We start from the raw sequence: 18,108 nt of genomic DNA on the forward strand, positions 1-18,108 counted from the left end.
CCACCCCACCGCCCCCGGACGCGATACCCGCGCCCGCCGCCACGTCCGGCCGCGTCGAACTCGCCCCCGGACAGCTCCCCGACGATCCCCGCTTCGCCAACGACGACCTGCTGCCCGTCCCCGTGGAGCGGCGCACCTGGACGACGTACAACTTCGCGGCCCTGTGGATCGGCATGGCCCACAACATCCCGTCCTGGCTGCTCGCCTCCGGCCTGGTGGCGCTCGGCATGGACTGGAAACAGGCCGTGTTCACCATCGCGCTCGCCAATGTGATCGTGCTGGCGCCGATGCTGCTGACCGGCCACGCCGGGCCCAAGTACGGCATTCCCTTCCCCGTGCTCGCCCGTGCCTCCTTCGGACTGCGCGGCGCCAATCTGCCCGCCCTGATCCGGGCCGCCGTCGCCTGTGCCTGGTTCGGCATCCAGACCTGGATCGGCGGCGTCGGCATCTTCACGCTGCTCGGCAAGATCTTCGGCGGCTGGGCCGGCGCGGCGGAGATCGGCGGGCAGCCGTGGACGCTCTGGCTCTGCTTCGTCCTCTTCTGGGCCCTCGAACTGGCCATCATCTACCGGGGGATGGACACCCTGCGCCGCTTCGAGAACTGGGCGGCACCCTTCGTCCTGGTCGGCGCGGTCGTGCTGCTCATCTGGGTCGCGGCCAAGGCGGGCGGTTTCGGTCCGCTGCTGGACCAGCCGTCCGCGCTCGGCTGGGGCGCCGACTTCTGGCCGGTCTTCTTCCCCTCGCTGATGGGCATGATCGCCTTCTGGTCGACGCTCTCCCTCAACATCCCCGACTTCACCCGCTTCGGCGCGGGCCAACGCGCCCAGATCTGGGGCCAGTCGCTCGGGCTGCCGACCACGATGACGTTCTTCGCCCTGCTCTCCGTCTTCGTCACCTCCGGGTCGCAGGCGGTGTACGGGGCGGCCCTCTGGGACCCGGTCCAGCTCGTCGCCCGGACGGACAACGTCTTCGGTCTGGTCTTCGGACTGGTCACCGTGCTGATCGCGACGGTCTCGGTGAACATCGCGGCGAACGTGGTCTCACCCGCGTACGACCTGGCGAACCTCGCGCCGAAGCTCATCAGCTTCCGGACCGGGGCGTTGATCACGGGCGTGATCGGGGTCGTCATCATGCCGTGGAAGCTCACCGAGACGCCCGAGCTGTACATCTTCACCTGGCTGGGCCTGGTCGGCGGCCTGCTCGGTACGGTGGCGGGGATCCTGATCGCCGACTACTGGATCGTCCGCCGCACCGTCCTCGATCTGCCCGACCTCTACCGGCCGGGCGGCCGGTACTGGTACCGGAGCGGCTGGAACTGGCGGGCGGTGGTGGCCTTCGCGGTCGGCGGCGTCCTCGCGGTGGGCGGATCGCACTCGGCCCCCGGCAAGGGCCCGTTCCCCGCCGACGGCCTGATCCCGTTCCTGAAGCCGCTGGCCGACTACGGCTGGGCGGTCGGGCTCGCCTCCTCGCTGCTGCTGTACGTGGCGCTGACGCGGCGGTCGACGACCCGGCCGGTTACACCGGCTTGATGCTGCGGCCCAGCAGAGCCGTGACGTCCACCGTCTCGTCCGCCGAGGGAGTGGCCGTGGGCACCGGCCGGTCGAATCCGGAGAAGTCCACGGTCCCTTCCCCGTCGGCGTTCCGCACGGTGATCCGCACCGGGTACGGCGTGCCCTCGGCGGCCACGTAGGCCGTCAGGCGCTCACCGCCCTCGGCCCGGGTCACCGGGACGGTCGGCGCGCCGTTCACGTCGGTCTTCGCGCCCTTCGTCAGCGTGTCGAGGCCGTCGGTGCCGACGTTGTCGGTGACCAGCTCGCGGAACGTGTCGAGGTCGCAGACCTCGGTCACCTCCAGCAGCCGGGGGTCGTCGGCCGACGCCTTCATGTAGCGGCCGTCGAGGATCGTGTCGAAGGTGGAACCGCCGATCGGCACATGGTTCTTCCAGAAGGCGGCGTCCGGCTTCAGCCAGACGTCGTCGCCGCGCTTCACGATCTCCACCGAACCGTCGTCGCCCATGTCCACCCCGCCCGCGCAGTTCCCCTCGCGGTCCAGCGTGAGGTCGATGCTCATGTCCTCCCCGGTCCCGTCGACGCTGCCGCGCGCGCTCAGATGCAGGGACCGGACGTCGACCAGGGCGTCGCGGGCGCGTTCGGCGATCTCCTCGGCGGGGAGCGTGTCGATGTCGTCGTCAGCCTGCGCCAGGGCGCCACCCGTCACGGTGAGAGCGAGGGCCGCCGCACCCGCGGCCGCCCGGGCGGCCCATCGGTGTCCGCTCACGTCGCCTCCTCGGAAAGGCCCCGGTCAGGGCGTGCGAACCAGGATGACCGGCACATTCGAGCGTACGCCGGGAGCGGGGGCGCCGCCCGGCGCGCATACGGAGAGTGAAGCGCCACGGTGTTTTCGACCACGGAGCGTGGGCAAAGCTGCGGTGATCCCGCCCGGGGTCACGTACGTACGCAGCACGAAGGAGACCATCGATGAACCTGTTCACGGGGACGAGGAGCAAGCGCGGCACGGTCGCGGGGAAGCGCTCCCGGTCCGTCCTGCGGGCGCTCGCCGCCACGGCGACGGTGGCCGCGCTGGGGGTTTCGGTCACGTCGGCGACCGCGTCCGCCGCCCCGGCCGCGATCCCGCCCGGCCTGTCCTGCGACACCGGCAAGCACGCCATCGACGAGTACACGGGCTTCGCGCTCTGTCGCAACAACGGCAGCCAGACGCAGACCTTCTGGGTCCATCTCGTCTGCGGCTGGGCCCCGGACGTCGACGGCAACCACGTCACCCTCAGGCCAGGCGAGTCCGGCCAGTCCACCGCCCACTGCGGGAAGATCGGCACCGGAATCGGCGAGATCCACGTCCGCCCGTGATGCCGGAGCTGTGAGAACCGGCAACACCGGCCGCACCGGCCATTCGCGCAGCGGCTGGAGCGGCCCGAACGGTTGAGCATGCCGCCTCCTCTCGTTACCCTCCAGTAAGTACGTGTGGGCGCAGCCGGGACGACCGGCCGGCCCCGCGACACGAGGGAGGCGGCACGCCCATGTCCTCAGCGGAGTCCACCGAAGCGGAGCCGACCGAAGCGGGACCCACCGAGCAGACCGGCCCGGCCGTACGGGAATCCGGTCGCGGCCATCGCCCGGCGGCCCCCGTCCCGTCGCCGCTCCCCGGACTCGCGGAGAGCGCCCGCCGGCTCGCCGACGCCACCGCCACCTCCACCGCACTCGTGGCCGACGCCCTCGCTCGGATCGAGGCCACACAGCCCACCCTCAACGCCTTCCGCCATCTGCGGGCCGAGGCTGCCCTCGCCGAGGCTGCGGAGGCCGACCGCAGGCTCGCGGCGGGGGAGCGGCTGCCGCTCCTGGGCGTGCCGGTCGCCGTCAAGGACGACACCGATGTGGCGGGCCTGCCCACGCACTTCGGCTGCGACGGCGACCTGCCCCCGGTCGCGTCCGACAGCGAGGCGGTCCGCCGGCTGCGCGCCGCCGGAGCCGTCGTCGTCGGCAAGACCAACTCCTGCGAACTGGGCCAGTGGCCCTTCACCGAGGGAACCGCCTTCGGCGCCACCCGCAACCCGTGGAACACCGCGCACACCCCGGGCGGTTCGTCCGGCGGTTCCGCCGCCGCCGTCGCCGCCGGGCTCGTCCCCGCCGCCCTCGGCTCGGACGGCGCCGGGTCCGTGCGCATCCCCGCCGCGTGGACGCATCTCGTCGGCATCAAACCGCAGCGCGGGCGCATCTCGGTCCACCCGCACAGCGACTCCTTCCAGGGTCTTACGGTCAACGGCCCTCTCGCCCGTACGGTCGCCGACGCCGCGCTGCTCCTGGACGCCGTGTCCGGGGCCCACCCCGAGGACTTCCACCGCCCGCCCGCCGTGCGCGCCGCCGACGCCGCCCGCCGCGACCCGGGCCGTCTGCGCATCGCCCTCGCCTGGCGTCCCCCGCTCACCCTCACCGGCGCCGGACCGGACCCGGAGGTGCGCCGGGCCGTCACCGCTCTCGCCGACACCCTCGCCCGGCTCGGCCACCATGTCGAGGAAGCCCGCCCCCGGTACGGGCTGATCGGCCTCGCCTTCGTGCCCCGCGCCACCGTGGGCATCGCCGAATTCGCCGCCCGGCACCCCGAACCGGCCCTGCTCGACCCGCGCACCCGCAGCGCCCTGCGCACCGGGACGCGGCTCGGCGGGCGGGTGGTGCGGGCCGCCCGCGCCCGCGAGGTGCGCCAGCACCGCAGGATCGGCGCCCTCTTCGACGCCTCCGGGTTCGATGTGCTCCTCACCCCGACCACGGCCGCGCCGCCGCCCCGGATCGGCAGGTTCGACGACCTGAGCGCCTGGCGCACCGACGTCGCGATGGCCGCCGCCTGCCCCTACGCCTGGCCGTGGAACGTCCTCGGCTGGCCCGGGGTGAACGTCCCGGCCGGCTTCACCCGCTCCGGCCTCCCGGTCGGGGCCCAGCTGCTCGGCCCCTCCCGCAGCGAGGAGCGGCTGATCGCGCTCGCCGCCCAACTGGAGGACGACCTGCGCTGGTTCGAGCACCGCCCGCCGGTCTGACGGACGATGCTCTCGCCCGGGCGGCCGGCCCGTCGCCGCCCGAGGTCACTTCTCGGTGAGCATCTCCTTTCGGAGCTTCGTGAGCAGCCGGGACAGCAGCCGGGAGACGTGCATCTGGGAGATGCCGAGGTGCTCGCCGATCTGGGCCTGCGTCATCTCCCGGCCGAACCGCATCGAGACGATCTCCCGCTCCCGTTCGTCCAGCTGCTCCAGCAAGGGAGCGAGGGTGTGCAGGTCCTCGACCAGTTCCATGGCCGGGTCGACGTCACCCTTGATGTCGCCGTAGGTGACCGTCTCGGCGCTGTTCTGGTCGGCGCCGATGGGCAGGTCGAGGGAGCCCGCCGTGTAGCCGTTGGCGGCTATGAGCCCCTCGACGACCTCTTCTTCGGTGAGTTCGAGATGCCGGGCCAGTTCGGCGACCGTGGGCTCGCGGTCGAGACGGCCGGCGAGCGCTTCGCGGGTCTTGGCCAGGGTCACGCGCAGCTCCTGCAGACGGCGGGGGACGTGGACGGCCCATGTCGAGTCGCGGAAGAACCGCTTGATCTCCCCGACGATGTACGGGATGGCGAACGAGGTGAACTCGACCTCCCGGCTCAGCTCGAACCGGTCGATCGCCTTGATCAGGCCGATCGTGCCGACCTGGATGATGTCCTCCATCTCACCGCTGCCACGGTTGCGGAAGCGCTTCGCCGCGAAGTGCACCAGCGAGAGGTTCATCTCGATCAGTGTGTTCCGGGCGTACTGGTACTCGTGTGTGCCCTCTTCCAGTACCTGCAACTGCTCGAAGAACAGAACCGCCAGGGTCCGTGCGTCCTTCGGCGCGATCTTCCCGGGGTCATCGATCCGCGGAAGCGCCGCGGGAGCGGCGGGCCTGCCGTGTTCCGGGGCGGTGGAGAGCTGAGAGCGCTGCGTTGTGGTCGGCACGAGAGTCTCCCGGTTACTGGTGTTCATGGACAACACGGGAGGGCACCGACAGGGAACACCTCACGGCGGCCCATGCCGCTCCCGTGAGTGTGCCTGTCTGCCTAAGCACGTCGATTCCGCTTCTCTCCCCGATCGGTGCTCTCAAACACACGTGATTCCATGCTCCGGCCGTGGGGCCCGGCGGATCCCGGCCGGGCCCCCGGCGCTACCGCTCAGACCTGGTAGCGCCCCGGCGCGAAGAGGTGCAGATGCTCCGCCACCCAGGCGGACGTCCGTTCCAGGCCCTCCTCCAGGCCGACCTCGGGTTCCCAGCCCGCCCAGGTGCGGGCGCGGGTGTTGTCGGAGAGCAGGCGGTGGACCTCGCTGCCGGAGGGCCGCAGCCGCGCCGGGTCCACGACGATCTCGGCGTCCCGGCCGGAGGCGGTGATGAGGGCCTTCGCGAGGTCCCCGACCGAGATCTCCCGGCCGGTACCGAGGTTGACGCTCTCTCCCAGCGCCCGGTCGCAGCCGGCCAGTGCCAGGAATCCGGCCGCGGTATCGGTGACGTAGGTGAAGTCGCGGGTCGGGGTCAGCGAACCGAGGCGGATCTCCCGTGCCCCCGCGTGCAGTTGGGCGAGGATCGTGGGGATCACGGCCCGGGCCGACTGCCGGGGCCCGTAGGTGTTGAACGGCCGTACGACCGTCACCGGCAGCTCGAAGGCATGCCAGTGGGACAGGGCCATCATGTCCGCGCCGATCTTCGAGGCGGAGTAGGGCGACTGCGGCTGGAGGGGGTGGTCCTCGCTGATCGGGGCCGTCAGGGCGGTCCCGTACACCTCGCTGGTGGAGGTGTGCAGGAGGCGCCGGACGGAGTGGCGGCGGCAGGCCTCGGCGATGTTCTCGGTGCCGACGACGTTGGTCCGGACGTAGGCGCCGGGGGAGTCGTAGCTGTAGGGGATGCCGATGAGGGCGGCGAGGTGGAAGACCGTGTCGCAGCCCTCGACGGCGTCCATCACGCGGCCCGCGTCGCCGACGTCCCCGGCGATGAACTCGACCGGGCCGTGCGGGTCGTCGAGGTAGCGGGCGAGGTGGCCCTTGTCGGCGTAGGGCTTGTAGTGGACGAACGCCTTGACGCGCGCGCCGCGTTCGACGAGGAGGTCCACCAGGGTGGAGCCGATGAAGCCCTCGGCCCCGGTGACGAGGACGGTACGTCCGGTCCAGTCGACGGCGGTGCTGTTCATGTCGGCGGTGGCGCTGTTCATGAGGTGAACTCCCTTGCTTTGGTGGGCTGTCCGGCGATGCGGATGACGGTTTCGGCGAGCAGGTCGGCGGCGCGGGCGTGGTGGCCGGGGTCGGCGGCGCGCCCCATCACGGCGAGCCGCGCGGGGTCGGCGAGCAGCGGGTCGACGATCTCGGCGAGGCGGTCGGCGGTGGTCTCCGCGTCGGGGACGAGGTGGGCCGCGCCCGCGTCGGAGAGGACCCGGGCGTTGTGGGTCTGGTGGTCGCCGGGGGCGTGCGGGTAGGGCACGAGGACGGCGGGCACCCCGGTCGTGGCGAGTTCGGCGATCGTGGCCGAGCCCGCCCGGCAGACCACCAGGTCGGCCACCGCGTAGGCGAGGTCCATCCGGTCGAGGTAGGGCACCGCCTGGGCGACAGGCCCCACGCCCGCGTCGATCAGCTTCCGCCCGGTCTCGGCGAGCGCGGCCGGGCCCGTCTTGATCAGGAGGTGGACGTCCCCGCGGCCCCGCCACCGGGCGGCGAGGTCCACCGCGGCGGCGGTGAGCCGGGCCGCGCCGAGGCTGCCGCCGTTGAAGAGGACGACCCGCGCCCCCTCGGGTATTCCGAAGGCGCGCCGGGCCTCCTCGCGCAGGGCCGGCCGGTCCAGGGCGGCCAGCGACGCCGCGATCGGCATGCCGACGGTCCGCGCCCGCTCGCCGCCCGACAGATGGGCGCGGCTGCCGTCGAAGGCGACGGTGAGGTGTTCGGTGAGCCGGGCGGCGAACTGGTTGGCCCGGCCGGGGACCGCGTTGGACTCGTGGATCACGCTGGGTAGCCCGGCCATCTTCGCCCCGACGATCGCCGGGGCGCTCGGGTAGCCGCCCATTCCGACGACGACCTGCGCCTTCTGGGTGCGCAGGACCGAACGGGCCTGGGCACCCGAGCGCAGGAGGGCGGCCGGAAGGAGGAAGCGTTTCGCGCCGAGCGCGGGGTCGAAGGGGATCATGTCGACGGTGTGCAGCCGGTATCCGGCCGCCGGGATCAGGGTCGTCTCCAGACCGCGTTCGGTGCCGATGAAGGAGATGGCCGCGTCCGGGTCGGCGCGGCGCAGGGCCTCGGCGAGGGCGAGACCCGGGTAGATGTGGCCGCCGGTGCCGCCCGCACCGATCACGACGGAGAGTGGTGTGCGCATGGCCGCCACTCTCGGGAAGCGGCTTAAGAGGGTTCTAAGAGTCCCGTTTGGCAGGCTTCAGCCATGAGCGGCAGGAGTGGCACGCGTGGCATGCGCGGAACGGGCAGGATTCTGGTGGCCGAGGACGAGCCGGACGTACGGGCCGCCGTCGAGGACGGGCTGAGCGTCGAGGGGTACGAGGTCCGCGGCGTCGGCGACGGCCTGGCGGCGCTGTCGGCGGTGGCCGACTGGGAGCCGGACGCTCTGGTGCTGGACGTGATGATGCCGGTGCTCGACGGTCTTGCGGTCTGCCGGAGGCTGCGGGCGATGGAGGACCGGACGCCGGTGCTGGTGCTGACCGCGCTGTCATCGGTGAGCGAGCGGGTGGACGGTCTTGAGGCGGGGGCCGACGACTATCTGGTGAAACCGTTCGCGCTCGACGAACTGGTCGCGCGCGTCAGGGCGTTGCTGCGGCGGGCCGCGCCGCCCGCCCCGGACCGGGACCTGGCCTACGCGGACCTGACGCTGGACCCGGTGACGCGGACCGGGCGGCGCGGCGGCCGGCCGGTGGAGTTCAGCCGTACCGAGGCCGCCCTGCTGGAGCTGCTGCTGCGCCACCCGGGCCAGGTGCTGGCGCGCGAGGTGATCCTGGAGCGGGTCTGGGGCCAGGACTTCGGTCCCGACTCCAACTCGCTGGCGGTGTACGTGGGTTATCTGCGGCGGAAGCTGGAGGCCGGTGGCGAGCCGCGGCTCGTCCACACCGTGCACGGGCTCGGCTACCGGCTGGACGTGGCGTGAGCGGGGTGCGGCGGCTGGGCGCCCGCTGGCGGCGCAGGCGGCCGCTCCGTACGCGCCTCGCGCTGGCGGCCTCGGCGGCGGTGGCGCTCGTCGCGGTCGGGGTGTGCGCGGCGGCCTTCTTCGTCATCCGCTACGAGCTGCTGCACCAGCTCGACCTGTCCCTCACCCAGTCCGCGACCCGGGTGGTCCAGGAGAACCGGGGCGAGGGCCCGCAGACCGTGGCGGGCGAGTGCCGCTACCTCTCCGCGCCCGCCTGCGCCCAGATCGTCCCGGCCGATCCGGCGGCGGACCCGGACGCCGCGTACCTGCTGCCCGTCTCCACCCCCGTACGGGAGGTCGCGGCCGGGAAGCGAGCGCCGTACTACAGCAACGTCAGCCGTTTCGGGCAGCCGCTGCGGATGCTGACGACGCCGTTCGGGGACGGGCGGGCGCTCCAGGTGGCGCTGCGGGCGGACCCGGTGGAGAAGGGCGTGCGGCAGGCGGCCGTGCTGCTGGCGGCGGTCGGCGGGGCGGGGGTGCTCCTGGCGGGCCTGCTCGGGTACGCCGTCTCGCGTACGGGCCTGGCCCCGGTGGCCCGGCTGACCTCGACCGCCGAGCGGATCGCGGCGACGCGGGACCCGCGCCACCGCATCGAGCTGCCGCCGGGCCCGCCGGGCCGCCAGGACGAGGTGACGCGGCTGGCGGCCAGCTTCAACACGATGCTCGGGGAGCTGGAGCAGTCGGTGAGCTCGCAGCGCCGGCTGGTCGCGGACGCCTCGCACGAGTTGCGGACCCCGCTGACCGCGCTGCGCACCAACGCGGAGCTGCTGGCGCGCGGCGACCGGCTGACGCCCGCGCAGCGCGAGCGGGCGTCGGGGGCGCTGGGGCGGGGCATCCGGGAGGTGACCGGGCTGGTCAACGATCTGATCGAGCTGGCCCGGGACGAGGAGCCGCTGCCGCTCCTGGAGGATGTGCGGATCGCGGAGGTGGCGGAGCACACGGTGGCCCTGGCCCGGACGCACTGGCCGCGGACCCCGTTCCTCTGGGAGGCGGGGGCGAGCGCCGCCGGGGCGGTCCGGCCCGGGGTTCCGGCGCGGCTGGCCCGGCTGCTCACGAACCTGCTGGACAACGCGGCCAAGTTCAGCCCGCCGGGCACCCCGGTGGAGGTGGCGCTGAGCGCCTACGGGAGCGGGGAATCGCTGGAGCTGACCGTCCGGGACCACGGTCCGGGGATCCCCGCCGAGGACCTCCCGTACGTCTTCGACCGCTTCTACCGTGCCGAGGCGGCGCGGGCCCTGCCCGGCTCGGGTCTCGGTCTGGCGATGGCCCGGCAGATCGCCCGCGCGCACGGGGCGGAGCTGGCGGCGGGGGCGGCGCCGGGCGGCGGGGCGCTGTTCACGCTGACGTTCGGTGCCCAGGGCCCGCCGGGAGGTTCTCACTCGCCGTGAGCGCGCCGTCACGGCCCCGCTCGCCCGCCCGGCGTCCCGGCCACGAAGCCGTGCGGGGGCCTTGTGGAGCCCGGCACGCCGAAGAGATATCTTGATGTCAAGCAATGTTGCAGACGTGGAGCGGAGCACCCGGTGACTGACTCGACCATCATCTATACGCACACCGACGAGGCCCCTGCCCTGGCGACCTACTCGTTCCTGCCCGTCGTCGAGGCCTACGCCTCGACCGCGGGTGTCACGGTCGAGCGCCGTGACATCTCCCTCGCGGGCCGGATCATCGCCAGTTTCCCGGAGCACCTCAAGGCCGAGCAGCGTATCGATGACGCACTCGCCGAGCTGGGCGAGCTGGCCAGGACGCCCGGCGCGAACATCATCAAGCTGCCGAACATCTCGGCGTCGATCCCGCAGCTCAAGGCCGCCATCGCCGAGCTGCAGGAGCAGGGCTACGCGCTTCCGGACTACCCGGACGACCCGCAGACCGACGCGGACAAGGACGTTCGCGCCCGCTACGACAAGGTCAAGGGCAGCGCCGTGAACCCGGTGCTGCGCGAGGGCAACTCCGACCGCCGCGCCCCCGCCTCCGTCAAGAACTACGCCAAGGCCCACCCGCACCGCATGGGCGCCTGGACGGCCGACTCGAAGACGAACGTCGCCACCATGGGCGTCGACGACTTCCGCTCCACCGAGAAGTCCGCGGTCGTCGCCGAGGACGGCACGCTCCGCATCGAGCTGCACGGCGACGACGGCACCACCACCGTGCTCCGCGAATCCGTACCCGTCCTGAAGGGCGAGGTCGTCGACGCGGCCGTCATGCGCGTCGCCGCGCTGCGCGAGTTCTTCACCGCGCAGGTCGCCCGCGCCAAGGCCGAGGGCGTGCTGTTCTCCCTGCACCTCAAGGCCACCATGATGAAGGTCTCCGACCCGATCATCTTCGGCCACGCGGTCCGCGCCTTCTTCCCGAACACCTTCGCCAAGTACGGCGACCAGCTCGCCGCCGCCGGCCTCACCCCCAACGACGGTCTGGGCGGCATCCTCAAGGGCCTCGGCTCGCTGCCGGACGTCGGCGCCGAGATCCAGGCGTCCTTCGAGGCCGAGCTCGCCGAGGGCCCCGCCCTCGCGATGGTCGACTCCGACAAGGGCATCACCAACCTGCACGTCCCCAGCGACGTCATCGTCGACGCCTCCATGCCCGCCATGATCCGCACCTCGGGTCACATGTGGGGCCCGGACGGCAACGAGGCCGACACCATCGCCGTCCTCCCGGACAGCAGCTACGCCGGTGTCTACCAGGTCGTCATCGACGACTGCCGCGCCAACGGCGCCTTCGACCCCGCCACCATGGGCTCGGTGCCCAACGTCGGTCTGATGGCGCAGAAGGCCGAGGAGTACGGCAGCCACGACAAGACCTTCGAGATCCCCGCCACCGGCACCGTGCGCGTCGTCGACGCGAGCGGCGCGGTCGTGCTGGAGCAGGCCGTCGGCGCCGGCGACATCTTCCGCATGTGCCAGACCAAGGACCTGCCGATCCAGGACTGGGTCAAGCTCGCCGTCACCCGCGCCCGCGCCACCGGCAACCCGGCCGTGTTCTGGCTGGACGAGACCCGCGCGCACGACGCCAACCTGATCGCCAAGGTGAAGACGTACCTCGCCGACCACGACACGGACGGCCTGGACATCTCCATCAAGTCCCCGGTCGAGGCCACCGCCTTCTCCCTGGAGCGCATCCGCCGCGGCGAGGACACCATCTCCGTCACCGGCAACGTGCTCCGTGACTACCTCACGGACCTCTTCCCGATCCTGGAGCTGGGCACCAGCGCCAAGATGCTCTCCGTGGTCCCGCTGATGAACGGCGGCGGCCTCTTCGAGACCGGCGCGGGCGGCTCCGCTCCCAAGCACGTCCAGCAGCTCGTCAAGGAGAACTACCTCCGCTGGGACAGCCTGGGCGAGTTCCTGGCCCTCGCGGTCAGCTTCGAGCACCTGGCCACCACCACGGACAACGCGCGGGCCCAGGTCCTCGCCGACACCCTGGACCGGGCGACGGGCACCTTCCTCAACGAGGACAAGTCCCCGAGCCGTCGCCTCGGCGGCATCGACAACCGCGGCAGCCACTTCTACCTGGCGCTCTACTGGGCCCAGGAGCTGGCGCAGCAGACCGACGACGCCAAGCTCGCCGAGGCGTTCGCACCGCTCGCCAAGACCCTGGCCGAGCAGGAGGAGACCATCGTCGCCGAGCTCATCGCGGTGCAGGGCTCCCCGGCCGAGATCGGCGGCTACTTCCAGCCCGACCCGGCCAAGGCCGCGGCGGTCATGCGGCCGTCCGCCACGTTCAACAACGCGATCGCGTCCCTCGCCTGAGATGACGTGATCCGGGGGCGGCCGCGCCGCCCCCGTCCGTGACCGCCCCGGTCGGCCCTGGTGCCGGCCGGGGCGGGTCGCGTGTGAGCCCCCCGAACGGGTGGGATCGCGGAGCCGTACGGGGGTTCGCAGCAATCCGGCGGCCTTCCGGTTCCGAATGAGGACCGTGAGGATCAACCGCACCACCCTGACCCGCCCCGCCCTCGCCGCCCTGAGCGGACTGCTCGCGGGGTTCGCCGCGCTGACCGTCGCCGAACTCGTCTCGGCCGCCGTCAGACCCGAGGCGAGCCCCGTCACGGCGGTCGGCGGAGCCGCCATCGACCGGACGCCCACGGGGGTGAAGGACTGGGCGATCCGCACGTTCGGCGAGAACGACAAGATCGTCCTCCAGCTCGGCATCGTCGCCACGCTCGCCCTCTTCGCCGTCGCCGTCGGCCTGCTGGCGCTGCGCCACCGGCGTACGGGCTCCGCCGCCGTGCTGGTCTTCGGCGCGGTCGGCACGGCGGCCGCCGTCGGCAGGCCGGACTCCGCCGGGTTCACCGACGGGCTGCCGTCGCTGGTCGGCGCGGTGGCCGGGGCGATCCTGCTGTACGTCCTCGTCGGCAGGCTCACCCGGCCGCGCACGGTCGCCGGGGAGGAGGGCGAGAGCGGCTGGGACCGGCGGGGCTTCCTGATCGCGGCCACCGCCGCTGCTGCCGCCTCCACCGCCGCCGGAGCCGTCGGCCGGGCGCTCAACGGCNCTTGGGGACCACGAGGGCGGTGTCCACCCGGTAGAAGTCGTCGTTGGGTGTGGTGAACGAGCTGATGCCGCGCGCCCTCGGCTGTGCTCCCGCCGGGATCGGCAGGGCGCGCGGCATCAGCTCGTTCACCACACCCAACGACGACTTCTACCGGGTGGACACCGCCCTCGTGGTCCCCAAGGTCGACGCGAACACCTGGCGGCTGCGCATCCACGGCAAGGGCGTACGGAGGAACCTGGAGTTCAGCTACCAGGATCTGCTGAACCGGCCATTGATCGAACGCGAGATCACCCTGTGCTGCGTCTCCAACGAGGTCGGCGGCCCCTACATCGGGCACGCCCGGTGGATCGGCGTCCGCCTGGCCGATCTGCTGAAGGAGGCCGGGGTGAAGCCGCCGTCCCGGGGCGGCGAGGCGGACCAGATCATCGCCCGCTCGGTGGACGGCATGACGCTCGGCACCCCCGTCGAGGACGTCATGGACGGCCGGGACGCGATGCTCGCCGTCGGCATGAACGGCGAACCGCTGCCGTTCGTCAACGGGTTCCCCGTCCGGATGCTCGTGCCCGGACTGTACGGGTACGTCTCGGCCTGCAAGTGGATCGAGGACATCGAGCTCACCACGTTCGACGCCTACGACGCGTACTGGGTGAAGCGCGAATGGGCCCGGGAGGCCCCGATCAAGACCCAGTCCCGCATCGACACCCCCAAGCCCTTCGCGCGCCCCGAGGCGGGCACGGTCATGGTCGCCGGGGTGGCCTGGGCCCAGCACCGGGGCATCGAGAAGGTCGAGATCCGGGTCGACGACGGCCCCTGGCGGCCGGCCCAGCTCGCCGACCAGGCCACCGTCGACACCTGGCGTCAGTGGACCTACCCGTGGAAGGCGACGCCGGGCAGTCACACCCTCACCGTCCGCGCCACGGACGGGACGGGCGAGACGCAGACCGAGAAGCGCACGAAGACCGTCCCGGACGGGGCGAGCGGGTGGCACTCGGTGGTCGTCAGCGTCGACTGACCGTGACGGCCGCGATCACGGGGCGAAGACCCGCTGCAGAGCATCCTTCAACGCCTCGACCCTGGGCGGCTGGAGACAGGCCGCCAGATATCCGTCCGGGCGTACGACGAAGGCCGCGCCCTCGACCGCCCCGTACCGGCGCGCGAACTCGCCCCGGCTGTCGTGGTGATGCGGGATACCCGTCCATCGGTCCGGGGCGTCGGCGGGCAGGATCCGGTGCGTCTCCACCCGGCCGTCGGTCAACTCCCGTGCCGCTGAGGCGAGATCGGTGGCGGAGTCTCCCGCCGGGTGGTCCCCGTACACCAGCAGCACGTGCCCGCGGCCGCGCAACACCTCGAAGAGGCGCACCGGGTAGGCGGCGATGTCCCCGGCGAGTCCGCCGCAGTCCGGGGCCCGGTCGCCCGGCCGCAGCGGGGCCGGATCGTCCGGGGCCAGGGGCGTCACCAGCGGGCTCTCCCGGTAGCCGACCAGGAGTTGGGCCTCGCGCAGCAGCAGCGTCTCCCGGTCCGCCGGGTCCGCCTGCACCCCCTCGGCGGCGTGCCGGACGGTCCGGCCGACCACCTCCTCGCCGACCGGGTGCCGCTCCGCGTCGTAACCGGGGAGCACCCGCGGCCCCGCCGCGCCCTCGACGGCCGGCGCCAGCTTCCACGCCAGGTTGCAGGCGTCCTGGATCCCGGTGTTCATGCCCTGGGCGCCGGTCGGCGGATGGATGTGCGCCGCGTCCCCGGCGACGAACACCCGGCCCTCCCCGTACCGGTTCACCAGCCGGTGGCTGATCCGGAACACCGACGACCAGCGCAGCGCGGAAGCGGTGACCGGCTCCGGCGCCAGCCGGTCCAGGACCTTCTGGATGTCGGGGAGCGCGGGGGCCGTACCGCCCTCCAGACCGTGCGCCACCCCGTCACCGCCGCCCGCCGCCCCGGCCGCCTCCGCCTGCCGCGCGGCGGACAGCTCCGGCGGCACCAGCATCGACATCCGGTAGCGGCCGTTCCCGGGCAGCGGGATGCAGACCAGTAGATCGTCGATCGCCCCGTCCTCGCCGCGGTGCATCGAGCGCACCCCGTACCCGGGCGGCAGATCCCACCCCACCTCCGCATCGGCGAGCATGTACTCCTCGGGGAACGCACCGCCCTCGAAGCTGAGCCCGAGCCCCTTGCGCACCGCCGAGTGCGCCCCGTCGCAGCCCACCAGGAACCGGGAGCGGACCTCCGTCTCGTCCCCGGATGTCGTCGTGAGCCGGCTGGTCACCCCGGTGGGATCCTGGGCGAACGCCACCAGCGCGGTCGACCGCTCGATCCCGGTGCCGTAGCGCCCGAGGAACTCCTCCAGCAGGCGCTCGGTGTCGCACTGCGGCAGCGCGGCGAAGCCGTACGGCACTTCGGGCGGCAGGACCAGTTCCACCCGGCCCTGCTCGGCCCCGTTCACGTACGTCAGCTGGCCACGGAGGGGGACCGCCGCGTCCAGCACCTCCCGCACCAGGCCCATCCGCTCGAAGAGCTCCAGGGTGCGCGGCTGGACGCCCACCGCCTTGGCGTACGGCAGGCGGGCGGGCAGCCGGTCCACGATCCGGCAGTCCACCCCCGCCCGCCGCAGCTCGGCGGCGAGCGTCAGGCCGACCGGGCCCGCGCCCACCACGAGGACGTCGGTCGATTCGCTGCGTGCCACCGGGGACTCCCGTCGTGGGCCCCCCGCGTACGGTCCCCTCCATCGTCCTGCCCGCGGCGGCCATCGGCACCCGGGCGGCGCTCAGCCTCCCGCAGGCGGGGTCATCGCCCACCGGATGGTCCTGGTCAGGGCCTTCCCGGCGGGCCGTACGCACACCTCCTCGACCCCCGGCACCCGGGGCAGCCGCAACGGCTCCCGGGCCCACGGCGGGAGCGCGGCCACGGCGTTCGCGGCGAGTACGGCGTACGGGGGGCGGACCGGCCAGGGCAGCGGCGGGTGCAGAAGGATGAAGCGGGCCGCGTCCAGGGCCTCCTGGGTGGCGCGCAGCTCCGGGCGGTAGGCGGCGATGCGTTCCGCCAGCTCCGCCCGGTCGTGCGGCGGGTCGGGGATGCCGACGGCGTGGGCCACCGTCGCCATGTCGTGGATGTACCCGTCGCACCCGGCCGCGTCCAACGGCCTTTCCCCGTACCGCTGATGGGCGCGGAGGAAGCTGTCCACCTCGGCGACGTGCACCCAGCACAGGAGGTGCGGATCGGCCGCGTGGTACGGCTCCCCGGAGGGCGCGGTCCCGCGCACCCGCTCGTGCACGGACCGTACGCGGTCCACCGCCTCCTGGGCGTGCTCGGCCGTGCCGAACGTGGTCACCGCCAGAAACGTGCTGGTCCGCTGGAGCCGCCCCCACGGGTCGCCCCGGAACCCCGAGTGGCCCGCGACGGCGGCCATGGCGAGGGGGTGCAACGACTGGAGGAGCAGGGCGCGCAGCCCGCCGATGAACATGGACGCGTCCCCGTGCACCCGCCGCACCGGCCGGTCCGGGCCGAACCAGCGGGGGCCGGGGGTCTGGTGGATCCGGGCCCGGTTCTCCGGCCCGGAAGGCCCCGCCACCCGGGCGAACAGGCTCCTGCCGAGCCGTTCCCGTACTCCTGAGCCGGACGCCGCCTTGTCCATACGACCCAGTATGCGGCGGCGCCCACCCGCCCGGGGTGCCACCCGCCCGGGTAGCCCTACGGCACCCGGGCCGTCCACTCCGGCGTGGCGAACTTGGTCCGTACGAGCTCCTCGGCGCGGGCCAGCTCGGCGGCGGTCACGCTTCCGGTGGTGAGGCCGTGACGCCTGCGGAACGAGTCGATCATCCGCTCGATCACCACCTGGCGCGGCAGTCCGGTCTGCCGCCGCAGCGGGTCCACGCGCTTCTTCGCCGACCGGGTGCCCTTGTCCGACATCTTCTCCTTGCCGATGCGGAGCACCTCCAGCATCTTGTCGGCGTCGATGTCGTACGCCATCGTCACGTGGTGCAGCACGGCCCCCGGCCCGCCGTCCGGCCCGACCACCCGCTTCTGCGCGGCCCCCGCGATCTTGCCGACCTCGGTGGCGATGTCGTTGAGCGGCTGGTACCAGGCCTTGATGCCCATGTCCGCGAGGGCTTCCAGGACCCAGTCGTCCAGATAGGCGTAGCTGTCGGCGAAGGACAGCCCCGACACCAGCGCCTGCGGTACGGCGAGGGAGTACGTGATGGTGGAGCTGGGCTCGGCGAACATCGCGCCGCCGCCCGAGATCCGGCGTACGACGTCCACGCCATGGCGCTCCACACCCGCCGGGTCCACCTCGTTGCGCAGCGACTGGAAGCTGCCGATGATCACGGCGGGGGAGTCCCACTCCCAGACCCGCAGGGTCGGCGGCCGCAGCCCCGCCGCCACCTCGGCGGTGATCACCTCGTCCAGCGCCATGTGCAGCGCGGGCGACTGGGGCGCGTCGTGGATCAGCTGCCAGTCGTAGTCGCTCCACTCCGTGGCCTGCGCCAGCGCCCGGCGTACGGCGATGGCGACGCCCTCCGCGCTCAGTCCCAGCATCACCGTGGAGTCGGGCAGCGCCGCCTCGATCCGGGCCGCGAGCCCGGCGGTGTCGGTGGTGGCGGGGGCGCCCTCCAGAGCCGCGTCGATCGCGAGGATCGCCTCGTCCGGTTCGAGGAAGAAGTCCCCGGCGACGCGGACGTTCCGCAGCGCCCCGCCCGCCACCTCCAGGTCCACCACGACCAGCTTGCCGCCGGGAACCTTGTACTCACCGTGCACAGCGCCGCCTCCAGCTCTCTCCGAGGGTCCGGCTCGCCGCATGGAGTCGGACACAACCGGATACAACGCGCATCCCGGTGTGGATCATCCCCGGCGCAGGGCGGGGGCGCGGCGGGCCGGGGCGGGATCACGGGCGGGCCGGCTCGCGCTGGCGGCCGTCGCCGCGGCCAGGGCGACGGCGCCGAGAACCGCGGCGGTGACCGGGAG

At 73.0% G+C, this 18,108-nt stretch carries 13 protein-coding genes and 1 pseudogene; 7 read left to right on the top strand and 7 right to left on the bottom strand.

Annotated features, from left to right (window positions below; translation table 11 throughout):
* Positions 1–1,529, top strand: a 1,529-nt coding sequence (locus D3105_RS25950; protein ID WP_240647024.1) for an NCS1 family nucleobase:cation symporter-1, incomplete at its 5' end; no start/stop codon positions are given.
* On the opposite strand, the gene D3105_RS25955 is transcribed toward D3105_RS25950, so the two are convergent.
* Entirely contained in the window at positions 1,516–2,277 is a 762-nt protein-coding gene (locus D3105_RS25955) for a hypothetical protein (RefSeq protein WP_118905438.1), read from the bottom strand. The genes D3105_RS25950 and D3105_RS25955 overlap by 14 nt on opposite strands.
* Before the next feature lie 200 nt (positions 2,278–2,477).
* Here D3105_RS25955 and D3105_RS25960 point away from each other — a divergent pair, with 200 nt between their 5' ends.
* A complete protein-coding gene (locus D3105_RS25960; protein ID WP_118905439.1) occupies positions 2,478–2,864 on the top strand; it encodes a hypothetical protein in 387 nt (128 codons plus the stop codon).
* A gap of 170 nt (positions 2,865–3,034) precedes the next feature.
* On the top strand, positions 3,035–4,543 hold the full coding sequence (locus D3105_RS25965; RefSeq protein ID WP_118905440.1) for an amidase: 1,509 nt from the start codon (positions 3,035–3,037) through the stop codon (positions 4,541–4,543).
* 45 nt (positions 4,544–4,588) lie between these two features.
* Here D3105_RS25965 and D3105_RS25970 read toward each other — a convergent pair whose 3' ends face one another.
* The 3 genes from D3105_RS25970 to murG all read right to left on the bottom strand — a co-directional run bounded on the left by D3105_RS25970 (position 4,589) and on the right by murG (position 7,856).
* Positions 4,589–5,467: a SigB/SigF/SigG family RNA polymerase sigma factor gene (locus tag D3105_RS25970; protein ID WP_118905441.1), complete on the bottom strand. Its 879-nt coding sequence runs from the start codon at positions 5,465–5,467 to the stop codon at positions 4,589–4,591.
* Positions 5,468–5,679: 212 nt separating this feature from the next.
* Positions 5,680–6,708 (bottom strand): GDP-mannose 4,6-dehydratase, encoded by a 1,029-nt coding sequence (locus D3105_RS25975; protein WP_412080890.1) that lies wholly within the window; start codon positions 6,706–6,708, stop codon positions 5,680–5,682.
* Entirely contained in the window at positions 6,705–7,856 is a 1,152-nt protein-coding gene (gene murG, locus D3105_RS25980; RefSeq protein ID WP_118905442.1) for an undecaprenyldiphospho-muramoylpentapeptide beta-N-acetylglucosaminyltransferase, read from the bottom strand. Before murG ends, D3105_RS25975 begins: the two co-directional genes overlap by 4 nt.
* Positions 7,857–7,919: 63 nt before the next feature.
* Here murG and D3105_RS25985 point away from each other — a divergent pair, with 63 nt between their 5' ends.
* The 4 genes and pseudogenes from D3105_RS25985 to D3105_RS36125 all read left to right on the top strand — a co-directional run bounded on the left by D3105_RS25985 (position 7,920) and on the right by D3105_RS36125 (position 14,167).
* Positions 7,920–8,633 (top strand): response regulator transcription factor, encoded by a 714-nt coding sequence (locus tag D3105_RS25985; protein WP_276311862.1) that lies wholly within the window; start codon positions 7,920–7,922, stop codon positions 8,631–8,633.
* Complete coding sequence (locus tag D3105_RS25990) at positions 8,630–10,060, top strand: sensor histidine kinase (protein ID WP_118905443.1); 1,431 nt, start codon at positions 8,630–8,632, stop codon at positions 10,058–10,060. The genes D3105_RS25985 and D3105_RS25990 overlap by 4 nt, the downstream gene beginning before the upstream one ends.
* A 132-nt stretch (positions 10,061–10,192) precedes the next feature.
* Positions 10,193–12,415 (top strand): NADP-dependent isocitrate dehydrogenase, encoded by a 2,223-nt coding sequence (locus tag D3105_RS25995; RefSeq protein ID WP_118905444.1) that lies wholly within the window; start codon positions 10,193–10,195, stop codon positions 12,413–12,415.
* 157 nt (positions 12,416–12,572) lie between these two features.
* Positions 12,573–14,167, top strand: a pseudogene (locus D3105_RS36125) (molybdopterin-dependent oxidoreductase).
* A 15-nt stretch (positions 14,168–14,182) separates the two neighbouring features.
* Here D3105_RS36125 and D3105_RS26005 read toward each other — a convergent pair.
* The 3 genes from D3105_RS26005 to D3105_RS26015 form a co-directional block, all read right to left on the bottom strand.
* A complete protein-coding gene (locus D3105_RS26005; protein ID WP_118905445.1) occupies positions 14,183–15,832 on the bottom strand; it encodes an FAD-dependent monooxygenase in 1,650 nt (549 codons plus the stop codon).
* Between the two features lie 81 nt (positions 15,833–15,913).
* A complete protein-coding gene (locus D3105_RS26010; protein WP_118905446.1) occupies positions 15,914–16,780 on the bottom strand; it encodes an oxygenase MpaB family protein in 867 nt (288 codons plus the stop codon).
* Between the two features lie 56 nt (positions 16,781–16,836).
* Positions 16,837–17,901 carry a lipoate--protein ligase family protein gene (locus tag D3105_RS26015; RefSeq protein ID WP_118905447.1) on the bottom strand — a complete coding sequence of 355 codons (1,065 nt, stop codon included), beginning with the start codon at positions 17,899–17,901 and terminating at the stop codon, positions 16,837–16,839.
* Between the last annotated feature and the right edge of the window lie 207 nt (positions 17,902–18,108).

Origin of the sequence: Streptomyces globisporus, assembly GCF_003501885.1 — a bacterium.
GTDB lineage: Bacteria > Actinomycetota > Actinomycetes > Streptomycetales > Streptomycetaceae > Streptomyces > Streptomyces globisporus_D.